This is a genomic window from Streptomyces sp. A1277 (genome assembly GCF_004795015.1).
In the GTDB taxonomy this organism is placed as follows: domain Bacteria; phylum Actinomycetota; class Actinomycetes; order Streptomycetales; family Streptomycetaceae; genus Streptomyces.
This window is the reverse complement of record NZ_SSBI01000030.1, coordinates 1-21,986: the sequence shown is the minus strand read 5'-3', so window position 1 is coordinate 21,986 and position 21,986 is coordinate 1. Positions and strand designations below refer to the sequence as shown.

Annotated in this window: 21 protein-coding genes; 19 read left to right on the top strand and 2 right to left on the bottom strand. The window is 71.6% G+C overall.

The window, feature by feature from the left end; genetic code table 11:
• Positions 1-38: 38 nt before the first annotated feature.
• On the top strand, positions 39-428 hold the full coding sequence (locus E6R18_RS20495; RefSeq protein WP_018554470.1) for a DUF6009 family protein: 390 nt from the start codon (positions 39-41) through the stop codon (positions 426-428).
• 48 nt (positions 429-476) lie between these two features.
• Here the strand turns inward: E6R18_RS20495 and E6R18_RS20490 are convergent, their stop codons facing one another.
• The gene (locus E6R18_RS20490; RefSeq protein ID WP_136318358.1) at positions 477-1,430 is read right to left on the bottom strand and encodes a ScbA/BarX family gamma-butyrolactone biosynthesis protein; all 954 of its coding nucleotides are present in this window, start codon (positions 1,428-1,430) and stop codon (positions 477-479) included.
• Between the two features lie 311 nt (positions 1,431-1,741).
• Between E6R18_RS20490 and E6R18_RS20485 the strand changes: the two genes are divergently transcribed.
• The 14 genes from E6R18_RS20485 (at position 1,742) to E6R18_RS20420 (ending at position 16,821) form a co-directional block, all read left to right on the top strand.
• Positions 1,742-2,473, top strand: a complete 732-nt coding sequence (locus E6R18_RS20485) for an HAD family hydrolase (protein WP_136318357.1) — start codon at positions 1,742-1,744, stop codon at positions 2,471-2,473.
• Positions 2,470-3,240, top strand: a complete 771-nt coding sequence (locus E6R18_RS20480) for a glucose 1-dehydrogenase (RefSeq protein ID WP_136318356.1) — start codon at positions 2,470-2,472, stop codon at positions 3,238-3,240. Before E6R18_RS20485 ends, E6R18_RS20480 begins: the two co-directional genes overlap by 4 nt.
• 113 nt (positions 3,241-3,353) lie before the next feature.
• Complete coding sequence (locus E6R18_RS20475) at positions 3,354-4,019, top strand: ScbR family autoregulator-binding transcription factor (protein WP_136318355.1); 666 nt, start codon at positions 3,354-3,356, stop codon at positions 4,017-4,019.
• Between the two features lie 305 nt (positions 4,020-4,324).
• On the top strand, positions 4,325-4,966 hold the full coding sequence (locus tag E6R18_RS20470; RefSeq protein WP_136318354.1) for a ScbR family autoregulator-binding transcription factor: 642 nt from the start codon (positions 4,325-4,327) through the stop codon (positions 4,964-4,966).
• Between the two features lie 117 nt (positions 4,967-5,083).
• A complete protein-coding gene (locus E6R18_RS20465) occupies positions 5,084-6,025 on the top strand; it encodes an SRPBCC family protein (protein WP_136318353.1) in 942 nt (313 codons plus the stop codon).
• 44 nt (positions 6,026-6,069) lie between these two features.
• Complete coding sequence (locus E6R18_RS20460; RefSeq protein WP_136318352.1) at positions 6,070-7,404, top strand: hypothetical protein; 1,335 nt, start codon at positions 6,070-6,072, stop codon at positions 7,402-7,404.
• Positions 7,401-8,228, top strand: coding sequence for a 4'-phosphopantetheinyl transferase superfamily protein (locus E6R18_RS20455; RefSeq protein ID WP_136318351.1), 828 nt, complete (start codon positions 7,401-7,403; stop codon positions 8,226-8,228). The genes E6R18_RS20460 and E6R18_RS20455 overlap by 4 nt, the downstream gene beginning before the upstream one ends.
• Positions 8,225-10,264, top strand: coding sequence for a condensation domain-containing protein (locus E6R18_RS20450; protein WP_136318350.1), 2,040 nt, complete (start codon positions 8,225-8,227; stop codon positions 10,262-10,264). Before E6R18_RS20455 ends, E6R18_RS20450 begins: the two co-directional genes overlap by 4 nt.
• An 86-nt stretch (positions 10,265-10,350) precedes the next feature.
• The gene (locus E6R18_RS20445; RefSeq protein WP_136318349.1) at positions 10,351-10,560 is read left to right on the top strand and encodes an acyl-CoA carboxylase epsilon subunit; all 210 of its coding nucleotides are present in this window, start codon (positions 10,351-10,353) and stop codon (positions 10,558-10,560) included.
• Positions 10,561-10,595: 35 nt separating this feature from the next.
• Positions 10,596-12,188: an acyl-CoA carboxylase subunit beta gene (locus E6R18_RS20440; protein WP_136318348.1), complete on the top strand. Its 1,593-nt coding sequence runs from the start codon at positions 10,596-10,598 to the stop codon at positions 12,186-12,188.
• Between the two features lie 135 nt (positions 12,189-12,323).
• Positions 12,324-13,169, top strand: a complete 846-nt coding sequence (locus E6R18_RS20435; protein ID WP_136318347.1) for an AfsR/SARP family transcriptional regulator — start codon at positions 12,324-12,326, stop codon at positions 13,167-13,169.
• Positions 13,170-13,382: 213 nt separating this feature from the next.
• Complete coding sequence (locus E6R18_RS20430; RefSeq protein ID WP_136318346.1) at positions 13,383-14,204, top strand: AfsR/SARP family transcriptional regulator; 822 nt, start codon at positions 13,383-13,385, stop codon at positions 14,202-14,204.
• 160 nt (positions 14,205-14,364) lie between these two features.
• Entirely contained in the window at positions 14,365-15,213 is an 849-nt protein-coding gene (locus E6R18_RS20425; protein ID WP_136318345.1) for a metallophosphoesterase, read from the top strand.
• 354 nt (positions 15,214-15,567) lie between these two features.
• Entirely contained in the window at positions 15,568-16,821 is a 1,254-nt protein-coding gene (locus E6R18_RS20420) for a helix-turn-helix domain-containing protein (RefSeq protein WP_136318344.1), read from the top strand.
• Between the two features lie 145 nt (positions 16,822-16,966).
• Here the strand turns inward: E6R18_RS20420 and E6R18_RS20415 are convergent, their stop codons facing one another.
• The gene (locus E6R18_RS20415) at positions 16,967-17,242 is read right to left on the bottom strand and encodes a hypothetical protein (protein WP_136318343.1); all 276 of its coding nucleotides are present in this window, start codon (positions 17,240-17,242) and stop codon (positions 16,967-16,969) included.
• Between the two features lie 380 nt (positions 17,243-17,622).
• Here E6R18_RS20415 and E6R18_RS20410 point away from each other — a divergent pair, with 380 nt between their 5' ends.
• From E6R18_RS20410 to E6R18_RS20395, 4 genes are all read left to right on the top strand, one after another.
• Positions 17,623-18,768 (top strand): aminotransferase class V-fold PLP-dependent enzyme, encoded by a 1,146-nt coding sequence (locus E6R18_RS20410; protein WP_136318342.1) that lies wholly within the window; start codon positions 17,623-17,625, stop codon positions 18,766-18,768.
• 204 nt (positions 18,769-18,972) lie between these two features.
• Positions 18,973-20,181 (top strand): methionine adenosyltransferase, encoded by a 1,209-nt coding sequence (metK, locus tag E6R18_RS20405; RefSeq protein ID WP_136318341.1) that lies wholly within the window; start codon positions 18,973-18,975, stop codon positions 20,179-20,181.
• A gap of 69 nt (positions 20,182-20,250) precedes the next feature.
• A complete protein-coding gene (locus E6R18_RS20400) occupies positions 20,251-21,234 on the top strand; it encodes a carbohydrate kinase family protein (RefSeq protein ID WP_136318340.1) in 984 nt (327 codons plus the stop codon).
• Positions 21,235-21,289: 55 nt separating this feature from the next.
• Positions 21,290-21,986, top strand: a 697-nt coding sequence (locus tag E6R18_RS20395) for an adenosylhomocysteinase (RefSeq protein WP_136318339.1), incomplete at its 3' end; no start/stop codon positions are given.

Here is a 21,986-nt window from a genome sequence, read left to right as displayed (position 1 = left end):
CCAGGCCGACCCGCGGCCGCCCACACGCAGGAGGGCCGATGAGCGCGCTGCCCCAGGAAGGCGATGTTGCCCAGGAGGTCGAGATCGTGTGGCTGGAGGACCCGATGGGCCTCGACTACGTCCGGCAGGCCCTGGACAAGGTCAACACCCGTAAGGGCAAGCCCCGGTACGAACGGGACGGCCGTCTCATCGGCTACTCCAACCTCGCCCCGAAGGCGCCCCGCAGCCTCGGCAGCGGCCTGTTCGCCCGCCGCACGTTCTACCTGCTGCCGCACGACCGCCCCAACCGGCCCGACGACCCCGAGTGCCCGTACAAGGTCGGCTCGCCCCTGGAGGCGGTCGACCCGCGCACGGTCGCGCCGGGTGAGGTGGGGGAGAAGACCAACCGCTCGCAGGGCACGGCGGAGACGGTTCCGGCCCGTTCCTGAACCGCGTACGGCGGGTCGCGGAGCCTGGCCCGTGGCCGCAGCGCGGTCTCACAGGGGCTGCAAGGGGCCGGTCATGGTCGAGGTGAAGACGGCCTCGCCGTCCTGCCGCCCCACGACCTCCACGGTCATCAGTTCGCTGTGCTCCGCCGAGAGCCGGGTCACCTCGATCCAGCAGGGGCGGTCGAGTTCGGCGTAGCGGTGGAAGACCGTGGCCGCGCTCGAAGGGGGCATCACCAGGGGGGCGGTCAGGGCGCACGCAGCCTGGCGCGCTGCTTCGAGCAGCACCATGCCGGGCAGGTGGTCCCCGGCGTGATCGAAGAAGATCGGGTGGTTCAGGTCCGGAGTCAGCAGCCAGCGCGATGAATCCCCGGTCGGCGTGAGCGCCACATCGGCGGCGAGGTGGCGGCCTACGGAGGCCGGCGCCATGGGCGCACTCGTCGGCTCGTGCCACGGCACCGCGGAGTCGTCGCGCTGCGGACGGCTCGCGCGCAGGCGGGCGTAGACGCGCGGGGCGATGGCGGAGAAGTGCGACGTTCCGTGCGCGACGAGGGCGCTGTCCCGGTGGATGGCGAACTCCATGTGGAACTGGCTGACTCTTCGCCCGCTGTAGGTGATGTCCGCACATCTCACGTCCAGCACGAAGTCGGTCGGGTGCGGGCCTATGTCCAGGTTTTCCAGATGCGTCGTGTAGTTCAGGTTCCACATCACGAAGTGGTGGCCGAGTGGTATGCCCATTTCGGCGTGCGCCAGGAACATGCCGGCCTGACGGAACGTCTCGGCCACCTGCAGCGGGTCGTGGCTGCGCCCGTCCGCGCTGTTGAAGAGGGTGTGAGCGCGCGGCCATTGCCCGGTGAGGGTGAAGGACAGTCCTTCCTGGGCGGTACAGCCGGTGAGGAACACTTCGGCCAGGGACGCCCGATGGACGTATTCCTTGGGCACCGTCGTAGTGAGCTTGGGCATATCGGGCAGTTCGGTATTGCCACTGGCGATGGACAGAGCCATGGGGACCCCCGTCTTGAATGTGCGGTCAGCGACGACGCCTATAAGATACGGACCTACCGGTTTTCTTAACGTGAGACCGAAAGTAAAATCTCTGCCAAGTGTGGCTCGTTTACTTGAGTCCAACATTCCGGTTTGCTGAGCGTTCGCTGCGTCAAATAGGGGTGGAAAGCAGGGAGAATCGGACTTAAGGGGTGTTCATCGGCTCCGAGGTGAGGAAATACACCAACACAGAAACCTGCTGTGTGCGATGTTTTTCCGCGGGATGCCCAGGGTGACCGTCAGACCCTCAGACCGACAGGGAGATCGCCTAGATGAACGCACCACTCTGTACGCTCCGCCTCGCCGCGGTCAACATCGACGGAGTCCTGCTCAACGACACGTTCAGCCCCGTCCTGCACCAGCTCGTGACCGAGTGGGGCGGCACCTACACCGCCGGGCTGGAGCAGCGGCTGCTGTCGCAGACCCAGAGCACGGCGGCGCGTGTCCTGGCCGAGGCCACCGGCGTGAGGGCGACCGAACAGGAAGTGATCCAGGCATACTTCGCCGCCCGTGAGCGCTACCTGCGCACGCAGCCGGTGCGACTCATCGACGGTGCCCTGCCGTTACTCGATCGGTTGCGGGCGCTGGGGCTCGGCCTCGTGTGCTACGGCGGCCTCGGGGCGGACCACTTCGAGCGCCATCTGGGGGAGCGGGCCAGCTGGTTCACCGCTCCCGGGTACATCTGCACCAACGACTTCCGGCCCGGAATCCGCGAGATCGCCGAGGATCGCTTCGGCCTCCGCCGCGAGCAGGTGCTCTTCATCGACGACGCCGCTTCGTTCGCGGCCCGGGCCCGCGAGCTGGACGTGCCCTTCATCGGACATCCCAGCAGCTTCGAGCACGGCTTCCAGCCGGCCCTGATGCGTGCGGCCGGTGCCCGGCACGTGGTCGGTTCGCTCGACGAGATCGACGAGGCCCTGGTGCGCAGGCTCGACCGGGAGGCCGGGGCGGGCACCGTCTGGCAGGACGCGGCCCGGCCGGAGAGCGCGGAGGTGTGCGTATGAACGGCACCGCCCCGATCCTGGAGGGGAAGGTCGCGATCGTCCACGGTGCCAGCAGCGGTATCGGGGCCGCCGCCGGGCGGGTGTTCGCCCGGCACGGTGCCGTCGTCGTGCTGACGGCCCGTCGGGAGAACCGGCTGCGCGAGCTCGCGGACGAGCTGCGCGGCACGGGTGCCGAGGCGACCCACCAGGTCCTGGACGTGCGTGACGGGGAGGCCGTACGGCGCGTGGTGGAGAGCACCGTGGAGCGGCACGGACGACTGGACGTGGCCTTCAACAACGCTGGCGTCGGCCTCCCGAGGACCCCGATGCACCTCATCGGCGACGACGTGTACGAACGCGTCGTCGGGACGAACGTGACCGGGGTGTGGAACTGCATGCGCCACGAGATCGCGGCCATGCTGGAGGGCAAGGGCGGGGCCATCGTCAATACCAGCAGTGTCGGTGGGCTGGTGGCCTCCGCCACCGGGGCGCCCTACATCGCGTCGAAGCACGCGGTGATCGGGCTGACCAAGGCGGCCGCCGTCGAGTACGCCGCGCAGGGCATCCGCGTCAACGCGATCGCTCCGGGGCTGACCCGCTCCGAGATGACCGGCGAGTGGTTCGCGAACTCACCGGAAACCGAGGCGCGGGCCCACCGGTCCGCGCCGCAGGCACGGGCCGCGGCCCCGGAAGAGGTGGCGGAGACGGCCGCCTGGCTCTGTAGTGACCTGGCGAGCTTCGTGACGGGCGTGACGGTGCCGGTGGACGGAGGACGGACCGCCTGGTGACCCCGGAATGTGGCACCGCTCTTCCCTGAACGGCCCCAGGGGGGAGCGGCGTACAGGGCTGTAAACGGGTAAGGTACGTCCCGTTCGGTTTTGTTCGCCACCGGAGGAGGGTCATGGCACAGCAAGAGCGTGCGATACGTACCCGCCGCGCTGTTATAGAGGGCGCCGCCGGGGTGTTCGCCGAAAGGGGTTACGCAGCGGCCACCATGGCCGAGATCCTTGAGCGGGCCGGCGTGACCAAGGGCGCTCTCTACTTCCACTTCGATTCCAAGGAAGCCCTGGCGCGCGGCGTCATAGAGGCGCAGGTCGACCCCGCGCGGTGGGCGCCGCGCGATCTGAGGCTGCAGGAGTGGGTCGACATCGGGATGACACTGGCCCACCGGATTCCCCGCGATGTCATCCTGCTCGCCGGTATCCGCCTCTCGGCCGACATGCAGGGCCGCGCCCGGTTCGGCAGCGCGTGGCCCGCCTGGGCCGGCCTGATCGCCAAGCTCGTCACCGAGGCGAAGGAGCGGGGCGAGGCGCTGCCGCACGTGAACCCCGAGGAGACCGCGCAGTGTTTCGTCGGCGCGTGGATCGGGACCCAGACGATGTCCGAGGCGGAGTCCGGCTGGAAGGATCTCCACCAGCGCATCTCCGTTCTCTACAACCACGTACTGCCTGCCGTCGCCACGCCTGCGGCGCTGATCAGACTGGACACCGCGCCGGACCGCGGTGCCCGGGTCCTGGCCGAGATCCAGGATGAGCCCGACATGCCGTTCGTGTCCGTCGGCACGTAGCAGGCATACCGCACTCGAGAACCCCTTGATTCCTGCTGCTGCCGGCCGCACCGTGATCCGGTGCGGTCGGCAGCAGCGTCAGCGGGAAACAGCGGACCGCCTGGCGACCACATGTGCGCGTACCTGCTCTTCCTCGTTTTTTCAGGCGTTGCGCGCGTCCGCGACCGGTGGCGGACGTGTCAGCTCCCCATAAACCAACCAGGCATGCGGTTTGGTATTGTTTTCGAGCCAGGACACCGCTGTCCGCGGAGAGACCGGAGTGGGGGGACTCGGCGCGCCGCTCAGGGCGGAATGAGGAGGAACCCATGGTCCAGCAGGAGCGGGCGGCCCGCACACGCAGTGCTCTCATCAACGCGGCGGCGGAGGTCTTCGCCGACGACGGATACGCCCTGGCCTCCCTCCCCGTGATCAGTAAACGGGCCGGCGTGAGCACCGGTGCCCTGCACTTCCACTTCTCGAACAAGGACGCGCTGGCGGCCGCGGTCGAGAACACCGCCGAACTCACCCTGCGAAGCATGGTCGAGCAGTGCAGCGCGTCCTCGGCCACCCTGCTCCAGTGCCTGGCGTGCACTGTGACGCGCCTGCTCGAAGCCGTCGGTGCGGACCCCGTGACCCGGGCGGGCCTCCGGCTGGGCGGCGACCCCTCCCGCAAGAGCGGAGGCGGTGTCGTCGTCTGGTGGTACGAGTGGGTCAGCGACCTGCTCGAACGGGCGAAGGAGGCCGGCGAACTCCCGGAAGAGGTCTCCCCGGAGGGCGCGGCGACCGTCATCTCGGCGGCCATCGCGGGCGTGGTGCTGCTCGGCGGCACCCGGGGTCCGGAGCAGCCGCCGTACGCGCACGTGGTCCCGTTCCGGGAATTCCTCCTGTCCTGGCTGTCCGCCCCGGCTCCGGAGGAGTGGCCGGGGCAGGGCTGCGGGCTGGCGGCCGGGACGGCCGCCTCCGGCTGACGGGTCGCCGGGTCCTGCCTGCCTCAAGTCGTACTCCAGCCGGACGCCGCATCCTTGGTCCGCTGATCCGGGCCGTTGGAGAGGGGGCCAGCACGGATGTCCTCGTACCAAGCACACGTGGCCGAACACGCGATCCCGGTGGCGGCTCCCGTCGGCGTGGTCTACGGCCTGCTCGCGGACCCGCTCCGATGGCCCGTGCTGTTTCCGTCGTACGTCCATACGGAGCGCATCGACGGTGACGGCTCCCACGAGCTGCTGCACCTGTGGGACATGGCGAGCGACGGCCTGCGCGCCCTGCATGTGCGCCGGCACCTGCACCCGCACGCCAGAACCATCGAGACCGAGCGGATCGATCCCGCGACGCAGCAGGTCATCGGGTGCGGCGTCTGGCGGGTGACGACCGACCGCAAGGGCGGCAGCGTGCTGAGCCTGCGACGCGAACTGGGGGCGTCCCCATTTCCGGCGCCCTGGGCCGGTGCGGCGGCGCAGGCGCTCGACACGGAGGTCAGGGCCCGGCTCGACGAGGTCAAGGCGGTGGCCGAGCGCTGGGAGCGGCTGGACGAACTGCTGCTGGCCTTCTCGGACAGCGTCCGCACCACCGGGCCGCCCGAACTGGTCTACGACTTCCTCCAACGCGTCGAGGACTGGCCCGACCTGGTGCCGCACATCGAGTGGACCGAGGTCAGCACGGACGCCCCGGGCGTGCAGATCGTCGACATCGACAGCACCGCCTGGGACGGCGGCGACACCGTCACCTCGGGCGCCGTCCGGCTCTGCTTCCCGGCCGCCGGATGCATCGTCCACAAGGACGTCGTGGCCCCGCAGATCCTCGCGGGGCACACCGTGCGGTGGACCCTGCTGCCGGACAGCACGGGGCTCACGGTCGTCTGTACGCACTCGGTGATGCTCAGGGAAGAGGCCCTCGCCTCGTTCCTCGGTGCCGGGGCCACCCTCACCGACGCGCGCCACGAGGTGCGTACGGGGCTGGGGCAGGCCGCTGCCGAGATCCTCGGGCTGGCCAAGTGGCATGCGGAGAGCGCCCTGCGCCACGTGGGGTGACCGACCGCACGGGCAGGACCGACGAGGAGGGCACGCCGATGGGCATGATCCAAACGCAAGACCCCAGCGGGCAGGGATCGCTCCTGCGGGTCGAGCGGGCGGTCACGCCGGCCGTCGTGCCGCCCTTCCACGCGGCGGCGCCGCTGCCGGCCGCCGTCACCCAGCGCGCCTGGCGTCTGGAGGCGCTGCTGGGAGACCCGCGCGACCGGGCCAATCCGTACGGCCACTACGCCCTGGCCCACCAGGGCGGGCGGCGGCAGCTGTCCGCGCTCGCCGACGTCATCGAGTCCGAGATCCGGCCGGCCGGCACGGGCGGGCACTTCGCCGGCGGTGACGTGATGGCCGCCGCCCTGCGCCCGCTGTTGCGCCGCGACCTGGAGGAGGGCCATGCCGCTGTCGTAGCCGCCCTGTCCGCCACCGACGGGCCCTTGCCGGACCGGACCGTGGAACTGACCCGGCTGCTGGGGCCCGCGGCACTGAGCGCCGCGGCCGGAACCGCCCTGCGCGCGGCGGTGCGCGCCGTCGCCGAGGGGGAGCGGCGGACACCGGGACTGTCGCGCTGGCGTGCCTCCCTCGCCCGGAGCTTCGCCGACCTGCTCGTGTGCGAGAGCCTGACGGCCGTGGCGCTGCGCTCCCTGAGCCGTTCGCCCGGTACGGGGCGGTCGCTGCGCGCCGCGGCGGGCTGCGTCGTACCCGCGCTGGCCGCCGAGATCCTGGACGAGGCCGTGCTCACGCTGGGCGAGTGCGGTCACGGGCCCGACAGCGCCGCGCTGCGGTGGTGCGTGCGGACGGCGGCCGGGGTGCCCCGGGTACGCGAGGCGAGCGGAACGGCCGACTGCAGGGCCCAGCTCATCCGCGCGCTGCCGTCGTCGGCCGGCCCCGGTGGTGGGCGCGCCGCGGCCCACCTCACCGCGGTGCGCGGGGGCGCGGCGGCCGGCGACGAGGCCCCGCCCGTCGACTGGGAAACCGAGCTGCACGGTGCCCTCGATGCCGCGGTGGCCCGGGGTGGCCCGGGCGCGGCCGGCCGGGATGCCGGGCAGGCCCGGGCTGCGCAGCGGCTGCTCGCCGAGCGCCGGCTGCTGACCGGACCGGACCGGAACGTGCCCGGCGCGGGCGCGGCGGCGGCCGAGCGGTACGCCCAACTCCTCACGGCCTGCGTGGTGCTGGCGGTCGGCAGGGACGCGGCCGGGCACGGCGGCAGCCGGTTCCTCGGCTCCGGGGGCTGGGTGCCGGTGGCGCTCGCCCGCGCAGTCCAGCGCCTCGGCCTGCCACCGGTCGGCCCGTTCGACGCGGCGCAGGCGGGTGTCGAGGCGGAGTTGGACCGGCGCGACCGGCTGGGTGCCGACAGCGACCTCCACGCCACCAGGATCCTGTGGTGACCGCCGGGGGCGCGGGGGAGACCACCGCGGCCGGCGGGGCACCGGTGTACGTGAACTGCCCCGACGGGCCCTGGGATTCGGTGCAGGACCGTTTCGGCATCGCGGGCCGCGTGGTCGTGCACACCACATGGGGGGTGTGGGCCCCGGCCGCGCTGCTCGATCCCGAGCTGCACCGGACGCTGGGCCGTGACTGGCCCCGTTACCGGCAGTTCCCCGGGAGCGTGCAGCGGTTGGGGTTCGCCGCCTCGCGCTATGTCATGAAGTACACCGTGGCCGCCGCCCTGGAGGTTCCCGTCCAGGCGATCGACTTCACCTTCCGGCCCGGCGGGCGGCCCGGGGTGCGCGGCTGGGACGAGCTCTCGCTGAGCCTGGCGCACACCGACGAACTGCTCGTCGTCGCGGTGAGCCGCACGGGCGCGATCGGCGTGGACATCGAACGGGCCGACCGGTCCATCCCCTTCGACCTGATGGGCGAGGAGATGTGCACTCCCCGCGAGGCCCGGCGGCTGGCCGCGCTGCCCCCGGAGCGACAGCGCGCGGAACTGCTGCGGCTGTGGACCCTGAAGGAGGCGTACACCAAGGCACTCGGCTACGGCCTGCGCCACAGCTTCTCCCGGGTCGGCTTCGAGGAGGACGCCGAGGGGCGCACCCGGCTGGCCGCGCCCGCACCCGACACCGACGCCTGGACCTTCGACACCCACCGGGTGGACCGGTATCTGGTGAGTGAGGCCCACCGCGGTGCGCTGCCCGGACGGGCGGCGGACCCGTCCGCGGCCGCCGGCACCTCCGCCGCGGAGGACGAGGGCGCGCGGGACCGGGGATGAGCGGCGGACGCCCGAGCCCGGGCGGCGTCCTGTGCGCGACCCATACGGCGTCCGCCACGACGCCGGACGGCTCGCATGTGCTGGAGCTGTACGGGGCGCTGACACCGGCCGAGGCCGACCAGCTGGCGGCCCGGCTCGTCGAACGCCACCACGCCTTCTCCGTCCTGTTCACGAGCCGTACCGACAGCCACCACACCCTCACGCTCGTCCCGCGCGACACCGCCCGCGCCCGGGCGCCGCTGACGCCCGAACTGCTCGCCGATCTCCTGCTGCTGCCGGGGGGCGCGCGGACCGTGCCGCTGTCGGGCACCCAGCGCGCACGGGTGCGGGCGGCCGTCCGCGCGCCGGACGACCCCGGCCGGCACGTCGAGCAGGTGGCCCTGCGCTGGACGGGCCCCCTGGACCCGCACCGCTTCGTGGCGGCGTGGCAGTCGGTGGCGGCCCGCGAGGCGGTGCTGCGCAGCGCGTTCGACTGGGTGGCCGCCCCCCGGCTGGTGCTGCACGACCACGCGGAGATCGAGGTCGCCCACCGCTCCCGCACGGCGATCCGGTCCTGGAACGACCTGCTGGAGGACGACCGCGCCCAGGGGTTCGCGCTGGACCGGGCCGGGCTGCTGCGGCTGACGCTGTTCGAGGACGCCCCGACCGGCGCGGACGGGGCCGGGCCGGCCACCCGCGTCCTGCTGACGTACCACCGCGCGCTGCTGGACGAGCGTGCCGTACACGTCCTCCTGCGGGCCTTCTACCGCGCGTACCTGGCGGGCGGTTCGCTGCCCGGAGGGGAACGGCGCCCCGATGTCCGCGACCACGCCCGCTGGCTGGCCGCGCAGTCCCCGGACGCCGCACGCGCCTACTGGTCCCGGGCCGCCCCGCCGCCGGACGCCGCGGACGGCCCCGGCCGGCCGGGCGGTCCAACCCGGCAGAGCGGGGACGCGCGGATGCGGCGCCGGCTCAGCCCGGCGCAGGTGCTGCGGCTGCGGTCCTGGGCGACGGCCCGGGGCGCCGGGGAGTGCAGCGCGCTGCACCTGGTGTGGGCGCTGCTGCTGCACCGGGGCACGCAGCAGGACCCCGTGCGCCCGGGGCACGTGACCTTCGGCGTGCGGCTGTCGGGGAGGGACGTCGCGCTGCCGGAGGCCGCCGATGTGCCGGGCCTGCTGGGCGGCTGCGCCCCCCTGACGGTGACCGTCGACCCGGCGGAACCCCTGGACGCGCTGATGCTGCGGCTGCGCGACGCCGGACTGGACATGGCCAACTACCCATGGGTCAGCGACGAGTTGCTGAGCCAGTGGAGCGGCCGCGCGATGCGGCCGGCGCAGACCACGGTCGATTTCGACAGCAGGCCGCCGATGGTCCCGGCCGTGCGTGCGGAACTGGAGGCCCAGGGCGTCCGGGTCGACGTGCCGCGCCTCGTCGGCGGCAGTGGCGCCGCGGTCACGCTCGTGGCGCGCCACGAGCCCGACGGGGGCCTCGGTCTCACCTCGCTCTACGACCGCGCGGTGCTGCGGGACGACGACGCCGCGCTGCTGCTGTCGAGTTGCGTGCGGATGCTGCGTGCCCTGGCGGAGTTCACCGACGCGGGCGCCACCGTCGCGCAGCTCGTCCAGGTGCTGGACGGCCTGGACGTGCCGCGTGCGGCGGTACGGCCGTCCGGCGCGCCGGGGGCCCGGGCGCCGTCCCTGACCACGCTGCGGCGCGGAGAACCCGGCGCGGACGTCATCTGCCTGGTCGCGCAGGAGGGCGTGGTGCCCGGTGCCTACGACCGCTTCGCCCGCCTGCACGAGGGCCCGGAACGCATCGTCGAACTGCGCTGCCAGGGACCCCCGCCCGCCCTGCCGTCCGCTCTCGTGGAGGCGGTGCGCGGGGGCGGGCTGCTGCTGTGCGGGTGCGGGCCGGGCGCGGTGACGGCGTACGAGATCGCGCGCACCGTCGCGCCCGGCCGGGACCCGGTCGTGGTGATGGCGGGCACGGGAAGCGCCGAGGCGAGCGCGGACGCGCTCGCGGCCGCGCTGCGGTCGGTGGTGACGGGCCGGACCTAGTGCCAGGCGTCGCGGACCCGGCCATGATCGGCAAGACGCCCCCAGGGCCGCGCCCGGGCGTATCGAACAAGTCTGAGGAGGCCGTCATGAAGGACCCGGACATCAGCGAGCACGGGGCGGGTGACCTGCTGCGCGTCGAGCGGGGACGGGCCGGTGCCGAGGAGGTGGCGGCGCTCACCGTCCTGCTGCTCGGCCTGCGCGCTCGGGGCCGGCGGCGGCAGGGCGAGGCGCTGGAGCCGCAGTGGCGCCGGTGGCCGGAGCCCCGGCCGTACCGGGCGCCCGGCAGCTGGCGGTGACAGGGATGGTCCAGGTGCTGGGGGAAGGGACTGACATGGCTGTGGCGATGGCCTCCGGGCTCACGGAGTCGGGGACGGGAGATGCCGGTGGACGGGTGGCCGAGCTGCACGCGCTGCGCGAGCAGGCCCGGCGCGGACCCAGTGACCGGGCGACCGAGGCGCAGCACGCCAAGGGCAAGCTGACGGCCCGCGAGCGCATCGAGCTGCTGGTGGACCCGGGGTCGTTCCATGAGGTGGAGCAGTTGCGGCGGCACCGGGCGACGGGTTTCGGTCTGGAGGCGAAGAAGCCGTACACGGACGGTGTGATCACCGGCTGGGGCACGGTGGAGGGCCGGACGGTCTTCGTGTACGCGCACGATTTCCGGATCTTCGGCGGGGCGCTGGGCGAGGCCCACGCCACGAAGATCCACAAGATCATGGACATGGCCATCTCGGCCGGTGCGCCGCTGGTCTCCCTGAACGACGGTGCGGGGGCCCGTATCCAGGAGGGCGTCTCGGCGCTCGCCGGGTACGGCGGGATCTTCCAGCGCAACACCAGGGCGTCCGGGGTGATCCCGCAGATCAGTGTGATGCTCGGCCCGTGCGCGGGCGGCGCGGCCTACAGCCCGGCCCTGACCGACTTCGTGTTCATGGTCCGCGAGACCTCGCAGATGTTCATCACCGGCCCGGACGTCGTCAAGGCGGTCACCGGCGAGGAGATCACCCAGAACGGCCTGGGCGGCGCGGACGTGCACGCGGAGACCTCGGGCGTCGCGCACTTCGCGTACGACGACGAGGAGACCTGCATCGCCGAAGTCCGCTACCTGTTGTCGATGCTTCCGCAGAACAACCGTCAGAGCCCGCCCGTGGTGGCCTCGGACGACCCCGCGGACCGCCGTGGCGAGCGGCTGTACGACCTGGTGCCGGCCGAGGGCAACCGCCCGTACGACATGCACAAGGTGATCGAGGAGCTCGTCGACGACGGCGACTACCTGGAGATCCACGAGCGCTGGGCCCGCAACATCATCTGCGCGCTGGCCCGGATGGACGGCCAGGTCGTCGGCATCGTCGCCAACCAGCCCCAGGCGCTCGCCGGTGTGCTGGACATCGAAGCCTCCGAGAAGGCCGCACGGTTCGTCCAGATGTGCGATGCCTTCAACATCCCGCTGGTCACGCTGATCGATGTGCCGGGATTTCTGCCCGGCGTCGATCAGGAGCACGGTGGGATCATCCGGCACGGCGCGAAGCTGCTCTACGCCTACTGCAACGCCACCGTGCCCAGGATCTCGCTGATCCTGCGCAAGGCATACGGCGGCGCCTACATCGTCATGGACAGCCAGTCCATCGGTGCGGACCTCACCTACGCCTGGCCCACCAACGAGATCGCCGTCATGGGCGCCGAAGGCGCCGCCAACGTCATCTTCCGCCGCCAGATCGCCGAGGCCCAGGACCCCGAGGCCATGCGCACCCGCATGGTCAAGGAGTACAAGACCGAGCTGATGCACCCGTACTACGCCGCCGAGCGCGGCCTCGTCGACGACGTCATCGACCCGGCCGAGACCCGGCAGGTGCTCATCCGCTCCCTGGCGATGCTGGGCTCCAAGCACGCCGACCTGCCATCCCGAAAACATGGCAACCCGCCCCAATAACCGGGGCGTAAAAGTGGCTTTAAACCCCTTTTGTCATAGGGGCGTTGGGCGCAACGGCTCAATTGACAAACCGCCTGTGCTGTTTTTTAATGTGATCCTTGTGCACACAGGACGGAAGCCAGGGAGGCGAGCTGCGTGGACATAGATGCTCTAGGGGCGCTGGAGGTGCGTGAGAACGGGGTCTCCATCACCCCCACCGCGCCGAAGCCGCGTCAGGTTCTCGCTCTGCTGGCCCTGCACGCCGATCAGGTGGTGCCCGTGTCGGTCCTCGTCGAGGAGTTGTGGGGGAGCAAGCCGCCGCGCAGCGCCCGTACGACCCTGCAGACCTACGTGCTCCAAGTGCGTGACCTCATCACCGTGGCCCTGCTCAAGGATCCCGTCGACCGCCCGGCCCGCACCTCCAAGGACGTCCTGGTGACCGCCCCCGGCGGTTACATGCTCGTCAGCGGTGACGGGGTCAGCGACGTACGGGAGTTCGACCGGCTCGCCGGCATCGGGTACCGCGCCATGGACGCGGGCGACTACCCCAGGGCCGCCGAGACCCTGCGGCAGGCGCTGGATCTGTGGACCGGAGCGCCCTTCTCCGGGGTGCAGACCGGCGGGCAGCTGGGGATGGAGGTCAAGCGGCTGGAGGAGAGCCGGCTCTGCGCCCTCGATCAGCGCATCGACGCGGATCTGAGGCTGGGGCGCCACCGCGAGCTGCTGGCCGAGCTGACGGTTCTGGTGAGCCGCTACCGCACCCACGAGAACCTGCACGCCCAGTTCATGATCGCGCTGCACCGTTCGGGCCGCCGGGGCGAGGCGCTCGGGCTCTACCGGCGGCTGCGCAACACCCTGGTGCACGAACTGGGCATCGAGCCGTCGGCCCGGCTCGCACGGTTGCAGAAGTCCCTGCTGGCGAGCCCGGTCGACGACGGACGCAATCCGCTCAACGGCGCCGTGCTCCCGCTGGGCGGCGCGGGTGCCGTGCCGATCAGCTGACGCAGCGCACTGATTCCACTCCGGGTCGGCTTTTCCAGTAGAAGTCATAGGAAATGAAAGAACGAGAGCTTGCGTAAACCGCGTTATTTGAAATCCGCTACAGAGTCGCTGGAGAAAAGCACTCGGTGAGTCCTGACCCGATAGCTTGCTCCCCAGCGCAGCTTTCTGGCCACTGAAGGCCACGGGCAAGCGGACGCCAACGGGGAGGGCGAAGTGAGGGTTCAGCTTCTGGGGCCGCTGTCGGCCGAGGTCAACGGCGGGTCGATCGTCCCGACGGCCGGCAAGCCCCGCCAGATTCTGGCGTTGCTTGCCCTGTATCCCAGCCGAGTGGTGCCGGTCCCCACTCTGATGGAGGAGATCTGGGCCTCGAACCCGCCGCAGAGCGCACTCACCACCTTGCAGACCTATATTCTCCAGCTGCGCCGAAGACTCGGCACGGCAATGGGTCCCGACTCGCGCGACGGCGTCAAGGATGTGCTGGCCACTCGGCACGGCGGTTACTTACTGCAGATACCGGAACTCAATATCGATGTCCGTGTCTACGAGAAACTGGCGCGTGAGGGGCAAATCGCCTTCGAGGAGGGCGACAACGCCCTGGCCGCCGAGCGGCTTCGCTCCGCTCTCGACCTGTGGCGCGGCCAGACGCTCGTCGACGTGCGGCTCGGCCCGGTCCTGGAGATCGAGGCCATGCGCCTGGAGGAGAGCCGCCTGGTGGCGGTGGAGCGGCGGATAGACGCGGACCTGAGGATGGGCCGGCACACGGAACTCATCGCCGAGCTCATGGAACTGACCGCGCGTCACCCACGCCACGAGGGGCTGCACTCGCAGGTCATGGTCGCCCTCTACCGGTCCGGCCGGCAGAGTTCCGCACTGGATGTGTACCGGCGGCTCCGCGGGCGGCTCATCGAGGAACTGGGCGTCGAACCGTCGCCGCAGTTGCAGCGGCTGCACCAGGCGATGCTGGCGGTCGACCCACTGCTCGACGTGCTCTCGGGACCGCGGCGGACGTCGACGTTCGACCTGTTCGCCGCCTGAGAGCGGACGCGTCCCGGACCCGGGCCGTCCCGTCGGGGGAGGACATGGAGAGCCCGGGCCGGATCGCGCACCGGGCCGGGGTGCCCGGTTCCGTCATCCTGGGCGAGAGCAGTCGGGTACGGCTGGAGCGATAGCGGAAACGACGAAAAGGTCACCACTTATGCCGCACCGGGAGAACGCGACCCTCTGGGCCGTGAGCGACCTGCACGCCGCGTTCTCCGACAACCGGACGCTCGTGGAGCGGATGCTGCGTCCGGAATCGGACGACGACTGGCTGGTGGTCGCAGGCGACTGCGGCGAGATGTCCCACGACATCGAGTGGGTGCTGACCCGGCTCAGCGGCCGCTATGCCAAAGTGCTCTGGACGCCCGGCAACCACGAACTGTGGACCCCGCGCGAGGACCCGCTCCAGCTGCGGGGCGTGGAACGCTACGACCACCTCGTGGAGATGTGCCGCGGCCTGGGGGTGGTCACCCCCGAGGACCCCTACCCGGTGTGGACCGGCCCCGGCGGCCCGGTCACCGTCGCACCGCTCTTCCTGCTGTACGACTACACCTTCCGGGTGCCCGAGGCCGCGAACAAGCAGGAGTCGTTGGACCTGGCGTACAAGTCCGGAGTCGTGTGCAGCGACGAGTTCATGCTCCACCCGGACCCCTATCCGACCCGCGACGCCTGGTGCCGGGCCCGGGTGAAGGCGACGGAGGCCCGGCTCGCGGCCGAGGCCGACCCGGCCCTTCCGCTCGTCCTGGTCAACCACTATCCGCTGGTACGGCAACCGACCGGCATCCTGCGCTACCCGGAGTTCGCGCAGTGGTGCGGCACCGAGCTGACGGCCGACTGGCACACCCGCTTCCCCGTGCACACCGTGGTCTACGGGCACCTGCACATCCCGCGCACGGCCTGGTACGACGGAGTGCGCTTCGAGGAGGTCTCGGTCGGCTACCCGCGCGAGTGGCGCCGCCCGGGCCATCCGAAGGTCGGACCGCGTCGTATCCTGCCCCGCAACTGACCGACCGCTTCGGCCAGCCGATGTCGTCATCGGACTTCTCCGGCCCCGACGCTGTCACCAGGCACTTCATCAGCGACTCCCCTATGAGGACATGCGCTCGGCACGGCTGCTCGACATTTTGCCTCGAAACGCTCGGAGTCCGCTCGGGGCCCGGTCGCGTGCCGCTGGAGCGGCGCCGAAGGGCGGCGTGAGCTCTGCCGGAGATCCGGTCGGGGACTCTGGCAAACGTTTGCCCGGATGTTGTCAGCGGCCGTAGGCTCGATGTCCACTGAGGCCCCGGCCCGCCCGTTCGTTCTCCGTGGCCGCACCCCTCGCGTACGCGTCCCTGACCGCTGCTCTCCGAGGAATTGGTCCATGTTGCGACAGCCCGCGTTCGGAAGCCGGTTGAAGAAGATCCGCCTGGCCCGCGGCCTGTCCCAGACAGCGCTGGCCGGCGAGGGCATGTCCACCGGGTACCTCTCCCGGCTGGAGTCCGGCGGGCGCCAGCCCACCGAGCGCGCGGTGGCCTATCTCGCCGAGCGGCTCGGCCTCCAGCCTGCCGAATTCGAGGAACCCGCAGCGGGTTCGCTCGCGCACGCGCTCACGCTGGCCACCTCCACCGGCTCCGGCACCGCCATGGACGTCCTGCGTGAGGCGTACGCGGCCGAGAGCCACGAGTCGCCCGCCCTGCGCTGGCAGGCGCTGTGGCTGCTGGCCCAGTCCCACCGGCTGGAGGGCGACCACGTCGGCGAGCGGGCCCACCTGGAGGAGCTGGTCCGCCTGGGCGACGAGGTCGCGCTGCCCGAGCTGCGGGTGCGCGGCCTGACCAGGCTGGCCCGCTGCCTGCGGTCCGTCGGCGAGATCCAGGCCGCGCTGGTCATGAGCGAGGACGCCCACCGGCTGGCCTGCGAGGCGGACTTGGGCGTCGAGGACCGGGCCGCCGTGCTGCTCGCCCTGGCGTCCGTGGAGACGGAGGCGGGCCGGCTGCCCGACGCGCGCGTCCACGCCGACGAACTGGCGGACCTGGTCGAAGGGCGCTCCGACACCCTGTGGGCGGAGGCGCTGTGGACGGTGGCCGCCGTACGCGTGCGGCAAGGCGATCACGCGGGCGCGCAGCACATCCTCGAAGTCGCGCTGGCCGGCTTCTCCAGCGCCCAGGACCTGACCCTGTGGGTCCGGCTGCGGATCGCGGCCGGACGGCTGTATCTGCAGAGGACCCCGGCCGACCCGGCGGCGGCCGAGCGCCGCATCGTCGAGGCGGAGGCGGCCCTCGTGTTCGTCCGCACGGATGCCCTGGACCAGGAAATGGCCGGTCTCAAGGCGGACTTGGCATTCGTCACCGGCCGCTACGACGACGCCCGCGCGCTGCTTGCCGGGCTGGCCCGGGGCGAGCTGATGACGTACCGCGACCGGGTGCGCTTCGATGTCCTGCGCTACCAGCTGAGCGTGCTGGAGGGCGACGAGAGCGGTGTCCGGGGCCTTGGCGCACTGGCCGAGGAGGCGCAGGCCAGCGGGAACATCGACCTGGCCGCCGAGATCTGGCGGGTTCTCGCCGAGGCGCTCACACAACTGCGCGCGGCGCCCGTCCTGCCGTCGCCCCGGCTCGTCCAGGAGCCGGACAGCGCCTGAGGGCTGCTGAGCGCTGAGTGCATCTGGGGGCTGCTGAGCGCTGAGTGCATCTGAGGGCTGCTGACCGCTGAGCGCATCTGACCGCTGCTCCGTCCTGCTGTGACGCGGGGCGGGGTGCTGCCTGCTGTCTGCTGCTCGCCCCGCGTCACGCGCCGGCGACGGGCCAGCCGATGTGGCCATTCGCCGGGGTCGCGCCCGTGTCCGTGCCGGTGCCGGTGCCTCCGTCCGTGCCTCCGTCCGTGCCGGTGTCCGTGCCGGTGTCCGTGCCCGGGGCGACGGGCCAGCCGATGTGGCCGTTCGCGGAGTCGGAGGCGGCCGGGGCGACGGGCCAGCCGATGTCGGCCGAGCTGACGCCTGCCGCGGTGAAGAGGGCGGCGGTGAGCGTGGCGGTGACGATCAGACCCCGGGCGAGACCCTTCATGACTGACTCCTCTGTTTCTGTGACTCGGTTCTGCCGGTGTGTGCGGCTTCTTGGCAAGAAGATTGACAACTGTGCCTTGGATTCCGCTCGGGATGTGCTCAAGAATGCCTGGAGCCGGGCAAACCGATGACGGGAGCATCCCTTCGCCATTCACCGCAGCGCCTCTCCCTTATGGCCCATGACCTGCGGATACGGCCGCTTTCCGGCTCCGGTGCGGCGGAGCGCCTTCCGGTGCTCCCCTCGATGGACGGTCCATGGCGTAATGCCTCGGAACGCCCGGACTAGAGCGCCGCTGGAGCGTGGATTGCCAACTCCTCCACTCTGTAGGCAATGTATTGCCAAACAAGTTGGCAATGTCCGGCACAGGGGAGGGCCTGAAAATGATCCACCTGAACACGGCAGGTCAGGGCCGTATGCCCGACTCGGTCCGCACGGTCCTCACCGAGTGCGTACGCGTGGAGGACCGCTACGGGCCCCACGAACTGGAGGAACGGGTCGGCGACCTCGTCCACGGCGAGGTCCACCAGCGGCTCGAACGCCTGCTCCACACCCCCGACGGGCACACCGAACTGTTCACCGGCGGTGCGGCCGCGTTCGACGCGCTTGTGTCCGGTCTCGCGCTCGGCAAACGCGACCGGGTCTGGACCACCCCGTACGAGAGCGCCGCCCATCTCGCCACGCTCCGGTCGGTGCGCGACCGCACCCGTTGCCGGCTGGAGGTCGTCCCGCTGCGCCCCGACGGCGACCTGGACCTCGACTGGATGAGCGCGCACATCGACGACACCGTGGCGCTGGTCTCCGTCTCCCACGTCCCGGCGAACCGGGGCCTCGTCAACCCGGTCGAGGAGATCGGCCGCCTCCTCGCCCCGCACCGCTGCCTGTACGCCGTCGACGCGGCGTACTCGCTGGGCCAGTTGCCCGTCGACGTCGCGGGCATCGGCTGCCATCTGCTGACCGGCGACGGCTGGCGGTTCCTGCGCGGCCCGCGCGCGGTCGGCTTCGCCTACGTGGCGCCGTCGCTGCGCGACGCACTGTCCCGGGCGGACGCGGGCGACGAGGCCCCCCGCGCGGCCGCGGCCGTCTCACCGCTGCCGACGACCGCCGCGGTCGCCGCGTTCGCCTCCGTGCTGTCCCACCGCGCCGAGCAGCCGGCCCCGGCGTACGAGGACCTGATTCCCGCGCTGCGCAGTGCCGTTGCCGGGGTGGCGGGCATCGAACTGCTCGCACCCGGCCGGCGCCCTTCGGCGATGCTCGCCTTCCACCACCCGGAGCTGTCCGCCGCGCTGATCCGGCGCGGCCTCGCGGAGCGGGGAGTGGCGGTGCGCAAGACGGTGGCCGACGAGACGCCGCTGCTCGCGGGGCCCGGGAGTGCCCACACCGCCCTGTGCGCCTCGCTGCACGGAGGCACGACGCAGCAGGACATCGACGCCTTCGCCGCGGCCCTCGCCGCGGTGGTGGCCGAGATCAGGCCGCGTCGCACCTTCCCGAGGCCGGACGCCGCCCGCGTCGCCCTCGTCGGCAGCTGAGCATTCGTACCCGGCCGGGCGGCCCCGGCCGGATCGAGCACTCTTCGAACCGTTCTCAAGCGCCTCGGACGACGGTGGGAGGCGCGATCGCCGTGCGCACCTCCGGGTGACCGGCGGCTGCTCCAGTACGCCGAGCTGCCGCGGAACGTGCGGGGATGAGCCCACGCACGCCACCCGTCCGACCACGCACCCTTCTGGAGAGCCATGTCCCGTCGCCTGTTCACCTCGGAGTCCGTCACCGAGGGCCACCCCGACAAGATCGCTGACCAGATCAGTGATGCCATCCTCGACGAGCTGCTGAGGCAGGACCCGTCCTCGCGCGTCGCCGTGGAGACGCTCATCACCACGGGCCAGGTCCACATCGCGGGGGAGGTGACGACGCGTGCCTACGCCGACGTCCCCACCCTCGTGCGCGACAAGATCCTGGAGATCGGTTACGACTCCTCCGCCAAGGGCTTCGACGGCGCCTCGTGCGGCGTATCGGTGTCCATCGGGGCCCAGTCCCCGGACATCGCGCAGGGCGTCGACACCGCGTACGAGAAGCGGGTCGAGGGCGATGAGGACGAGCTCGACCAGCAGGGCGCGGGCGACCAGGGCCTGATGTTCGGGTACGCCACCGACGAGACCCCGAACCTGATGCCCCTGCCGATCGAGCTGGCCCACCGCCTGTCGCGCAGGCTCACCGAGGTCCGCAAGGACGGCACCGTCCCTTACCTGCGCCCCGACGGCAAGACGCAGGTCACCATCGAGTACGACGGCACCCGCCCGGTCCGCCTGGACACCGTCGTCGTCTCCTCGCAGCACGCGGCCGGGATCGACCTGGACGAGCTGCTCGTGCCCGACATCCGCCGCCACGTCGTGGAGGCCGTCCTCGCCCAGCTCGCCGAGGACGACATCAAGCTGGAGACCGACGACTACCGGCTCCTGGTGAACCCGACCGGGCGCTTCGAGATCGGCGGCCCGATGGGCGACGCCGGCCTCACCGGCCGCAAGATCATCATCGACACGTACGGCGGCTACGCCCGCCACGGCGGCGGCGCCTTCTCCGGCAAGGACCCGTCCAAGGTGGACCGCTCGGCCGCCTACGCGATGCGCTGGGTCGCCAAGAACGTCGTCGCCGCCGGGCTCGCCGCCCGCTGCGAGGTCCAGGTCGCGTACGCGATCGGCAAGGCCGAGCCGGTGGGCCTGTTCGTGGAGACGTTCGGCACGGGCACGGTGGACCAGGAGCGGATCGAGAAGGCCGTCTCCGAGGTGTTCGACCTGCGTCCGGCCGCGATCATCCGCGACCTCGACCTGCTCCGCCCGATCTACGCGCAGACCGCCGCGTACGGGCACTTCGGCCGGGAACTGCCGGACTTCGCCTGGGAGCGCACCGACCGGGCCGCCGCACTCAATGCCGCCGCCGGGGTCTGACCGGCCGCTCGGGCCACGTCTTCGCCGCGGCCCGGATCCGGGCCGCCCGACAGGAGTTCAGGAGTCAATGTGCGTATCGCGGTGACAGGCTCCATCGCCACGGACCATCTCATGGCCTTCCCCGGCCGGTTCGCGGACCAGCTGATCCCCGATCAGCTCGCCCGTGTCTCGCTCTCCTTCCTGGTCGACGGGCTCGACGTGCGCCGGGGCGGGGTCGCGGCCAACATCGCCTTCGGTCTGGGCAGCCTCGGTCTGCGGCCGCTGCTGGTCGGGGCCGTGGGCACCGACTTCGCCGAGTACGAGGTCTGGCTCAAGGAGCACGGCGTCGACACCGGTGCCGTGCGCGTCTCCGCCGAGCGGCAGACCGCCCGTTTCATGTGCATCACCGACGAGGACGCCAACCAGATCGCCTCGTTCTACGCCGGTGCGATGGAAGAGGCCCGCGACATCGACCTGTGGCGGCTGGTCGGCGCCTGGGACCGCCCGGACCTGGTCCTCGTCTGCCCGAACGACCCGGCGGCGATGCTCCGGCACACCGCGGAGTGCCGCCAGCTCGGCCTTCCCTTCGCCGCCGACCCCTCCCAGCAGCTCGCCCGCCTCGACGGAGACCAGATACGGGAGCTGGTCTCCGGCGCCCGGTGGCTGCTCACCAACGAGTACGAGGCCGCCCTGCTGCTGGAGCGCACCGGCTGGACCCGCGACGAGGTGCTCGAACGCGTCGACACCTGGGTCACCACCCTGGGCGGCGACGGCGCCCGGATCGACAGCGGGAACGAGCCGACGCGTACGGTCGCGGCCGTGCCCGGCACGGAGGTCACCGACCCGACCGGCGGCGGCGACGCCTTCCGCGCCGGCTTCTTCGCGGCCGTCAGCGCGCGGCTGCCGCTGGAGGCGGCGGCCCGGCTCGGCTGTGTGACCGCCGCGTCCGCCCTGGGCGCCGTCGGCTCGCAGGCGTACAGCGTCGATCGCGACGGCCTGCTCGCCACGGTCTCGCGCGCCTACGGCGCCGACGCCGGCGAGGAGATCGCACCGGCTCTCCACGACGTGCCGTGAACGGCGACGCGGTACCCACCAGACTTTTCAGATCAGAACCCGAGGAGTAGCACGCATGCCCGCTCAGCCGAACGTCGCCTTCACCGACTTCAAGGTCGCGGACCTCTCCCTCGCGGCTTTCGGCCGTAAGGAGATCACTCTCGCCGAGCACGAGATGCCCGGCCTGATGTCGATCCGCAAGGAGTACGCCGCAGCCCAGCCGCTGGCCGGTGCCCGGATCACGGGGTCGCTGCACATGACCGTGCAGACCGCCGTGCTGATCGAGACCCTGGTGGCCCTCGGCGCCGAGGTCCGCTGGGTCTCCTGCAACATCTTCTCCACCCAGGACCACGCGGCCGCGGCCATCGCGGTCGGCCCGGACGGCACCCCGGATGCTCCTGCCGGTGTCCCCGTCTTCGCCTGGAAGGGCGAGACGCTGGAGGAGTACTGGTGGTGCACGGAGCAGGCCCTGACGTGGCCCGGTCACTCGGGTCCGAACATGATCCTGGACGACGGCGGTGACGCCACCCTCCTCGTCCACAAGGGCGTCGAGTACCGGAAGACGGGTGTGCTCCCCACCGCCGACAACGAGGAACTGGCCGTCGTCCGCGCCGTGCTGGAGAACAGCTCGCTGGACTGGACCGCCCTGGCCTCCGAGATCCGTGGTGTCACGGAGGAGACCACGACGGGTGTGCACCGGCTCTACGAGATGCACCGCGACGGCACTCTGCTGTTCCCGGCGATCAACGTGAACGACGCGGTCACGAAGTCGA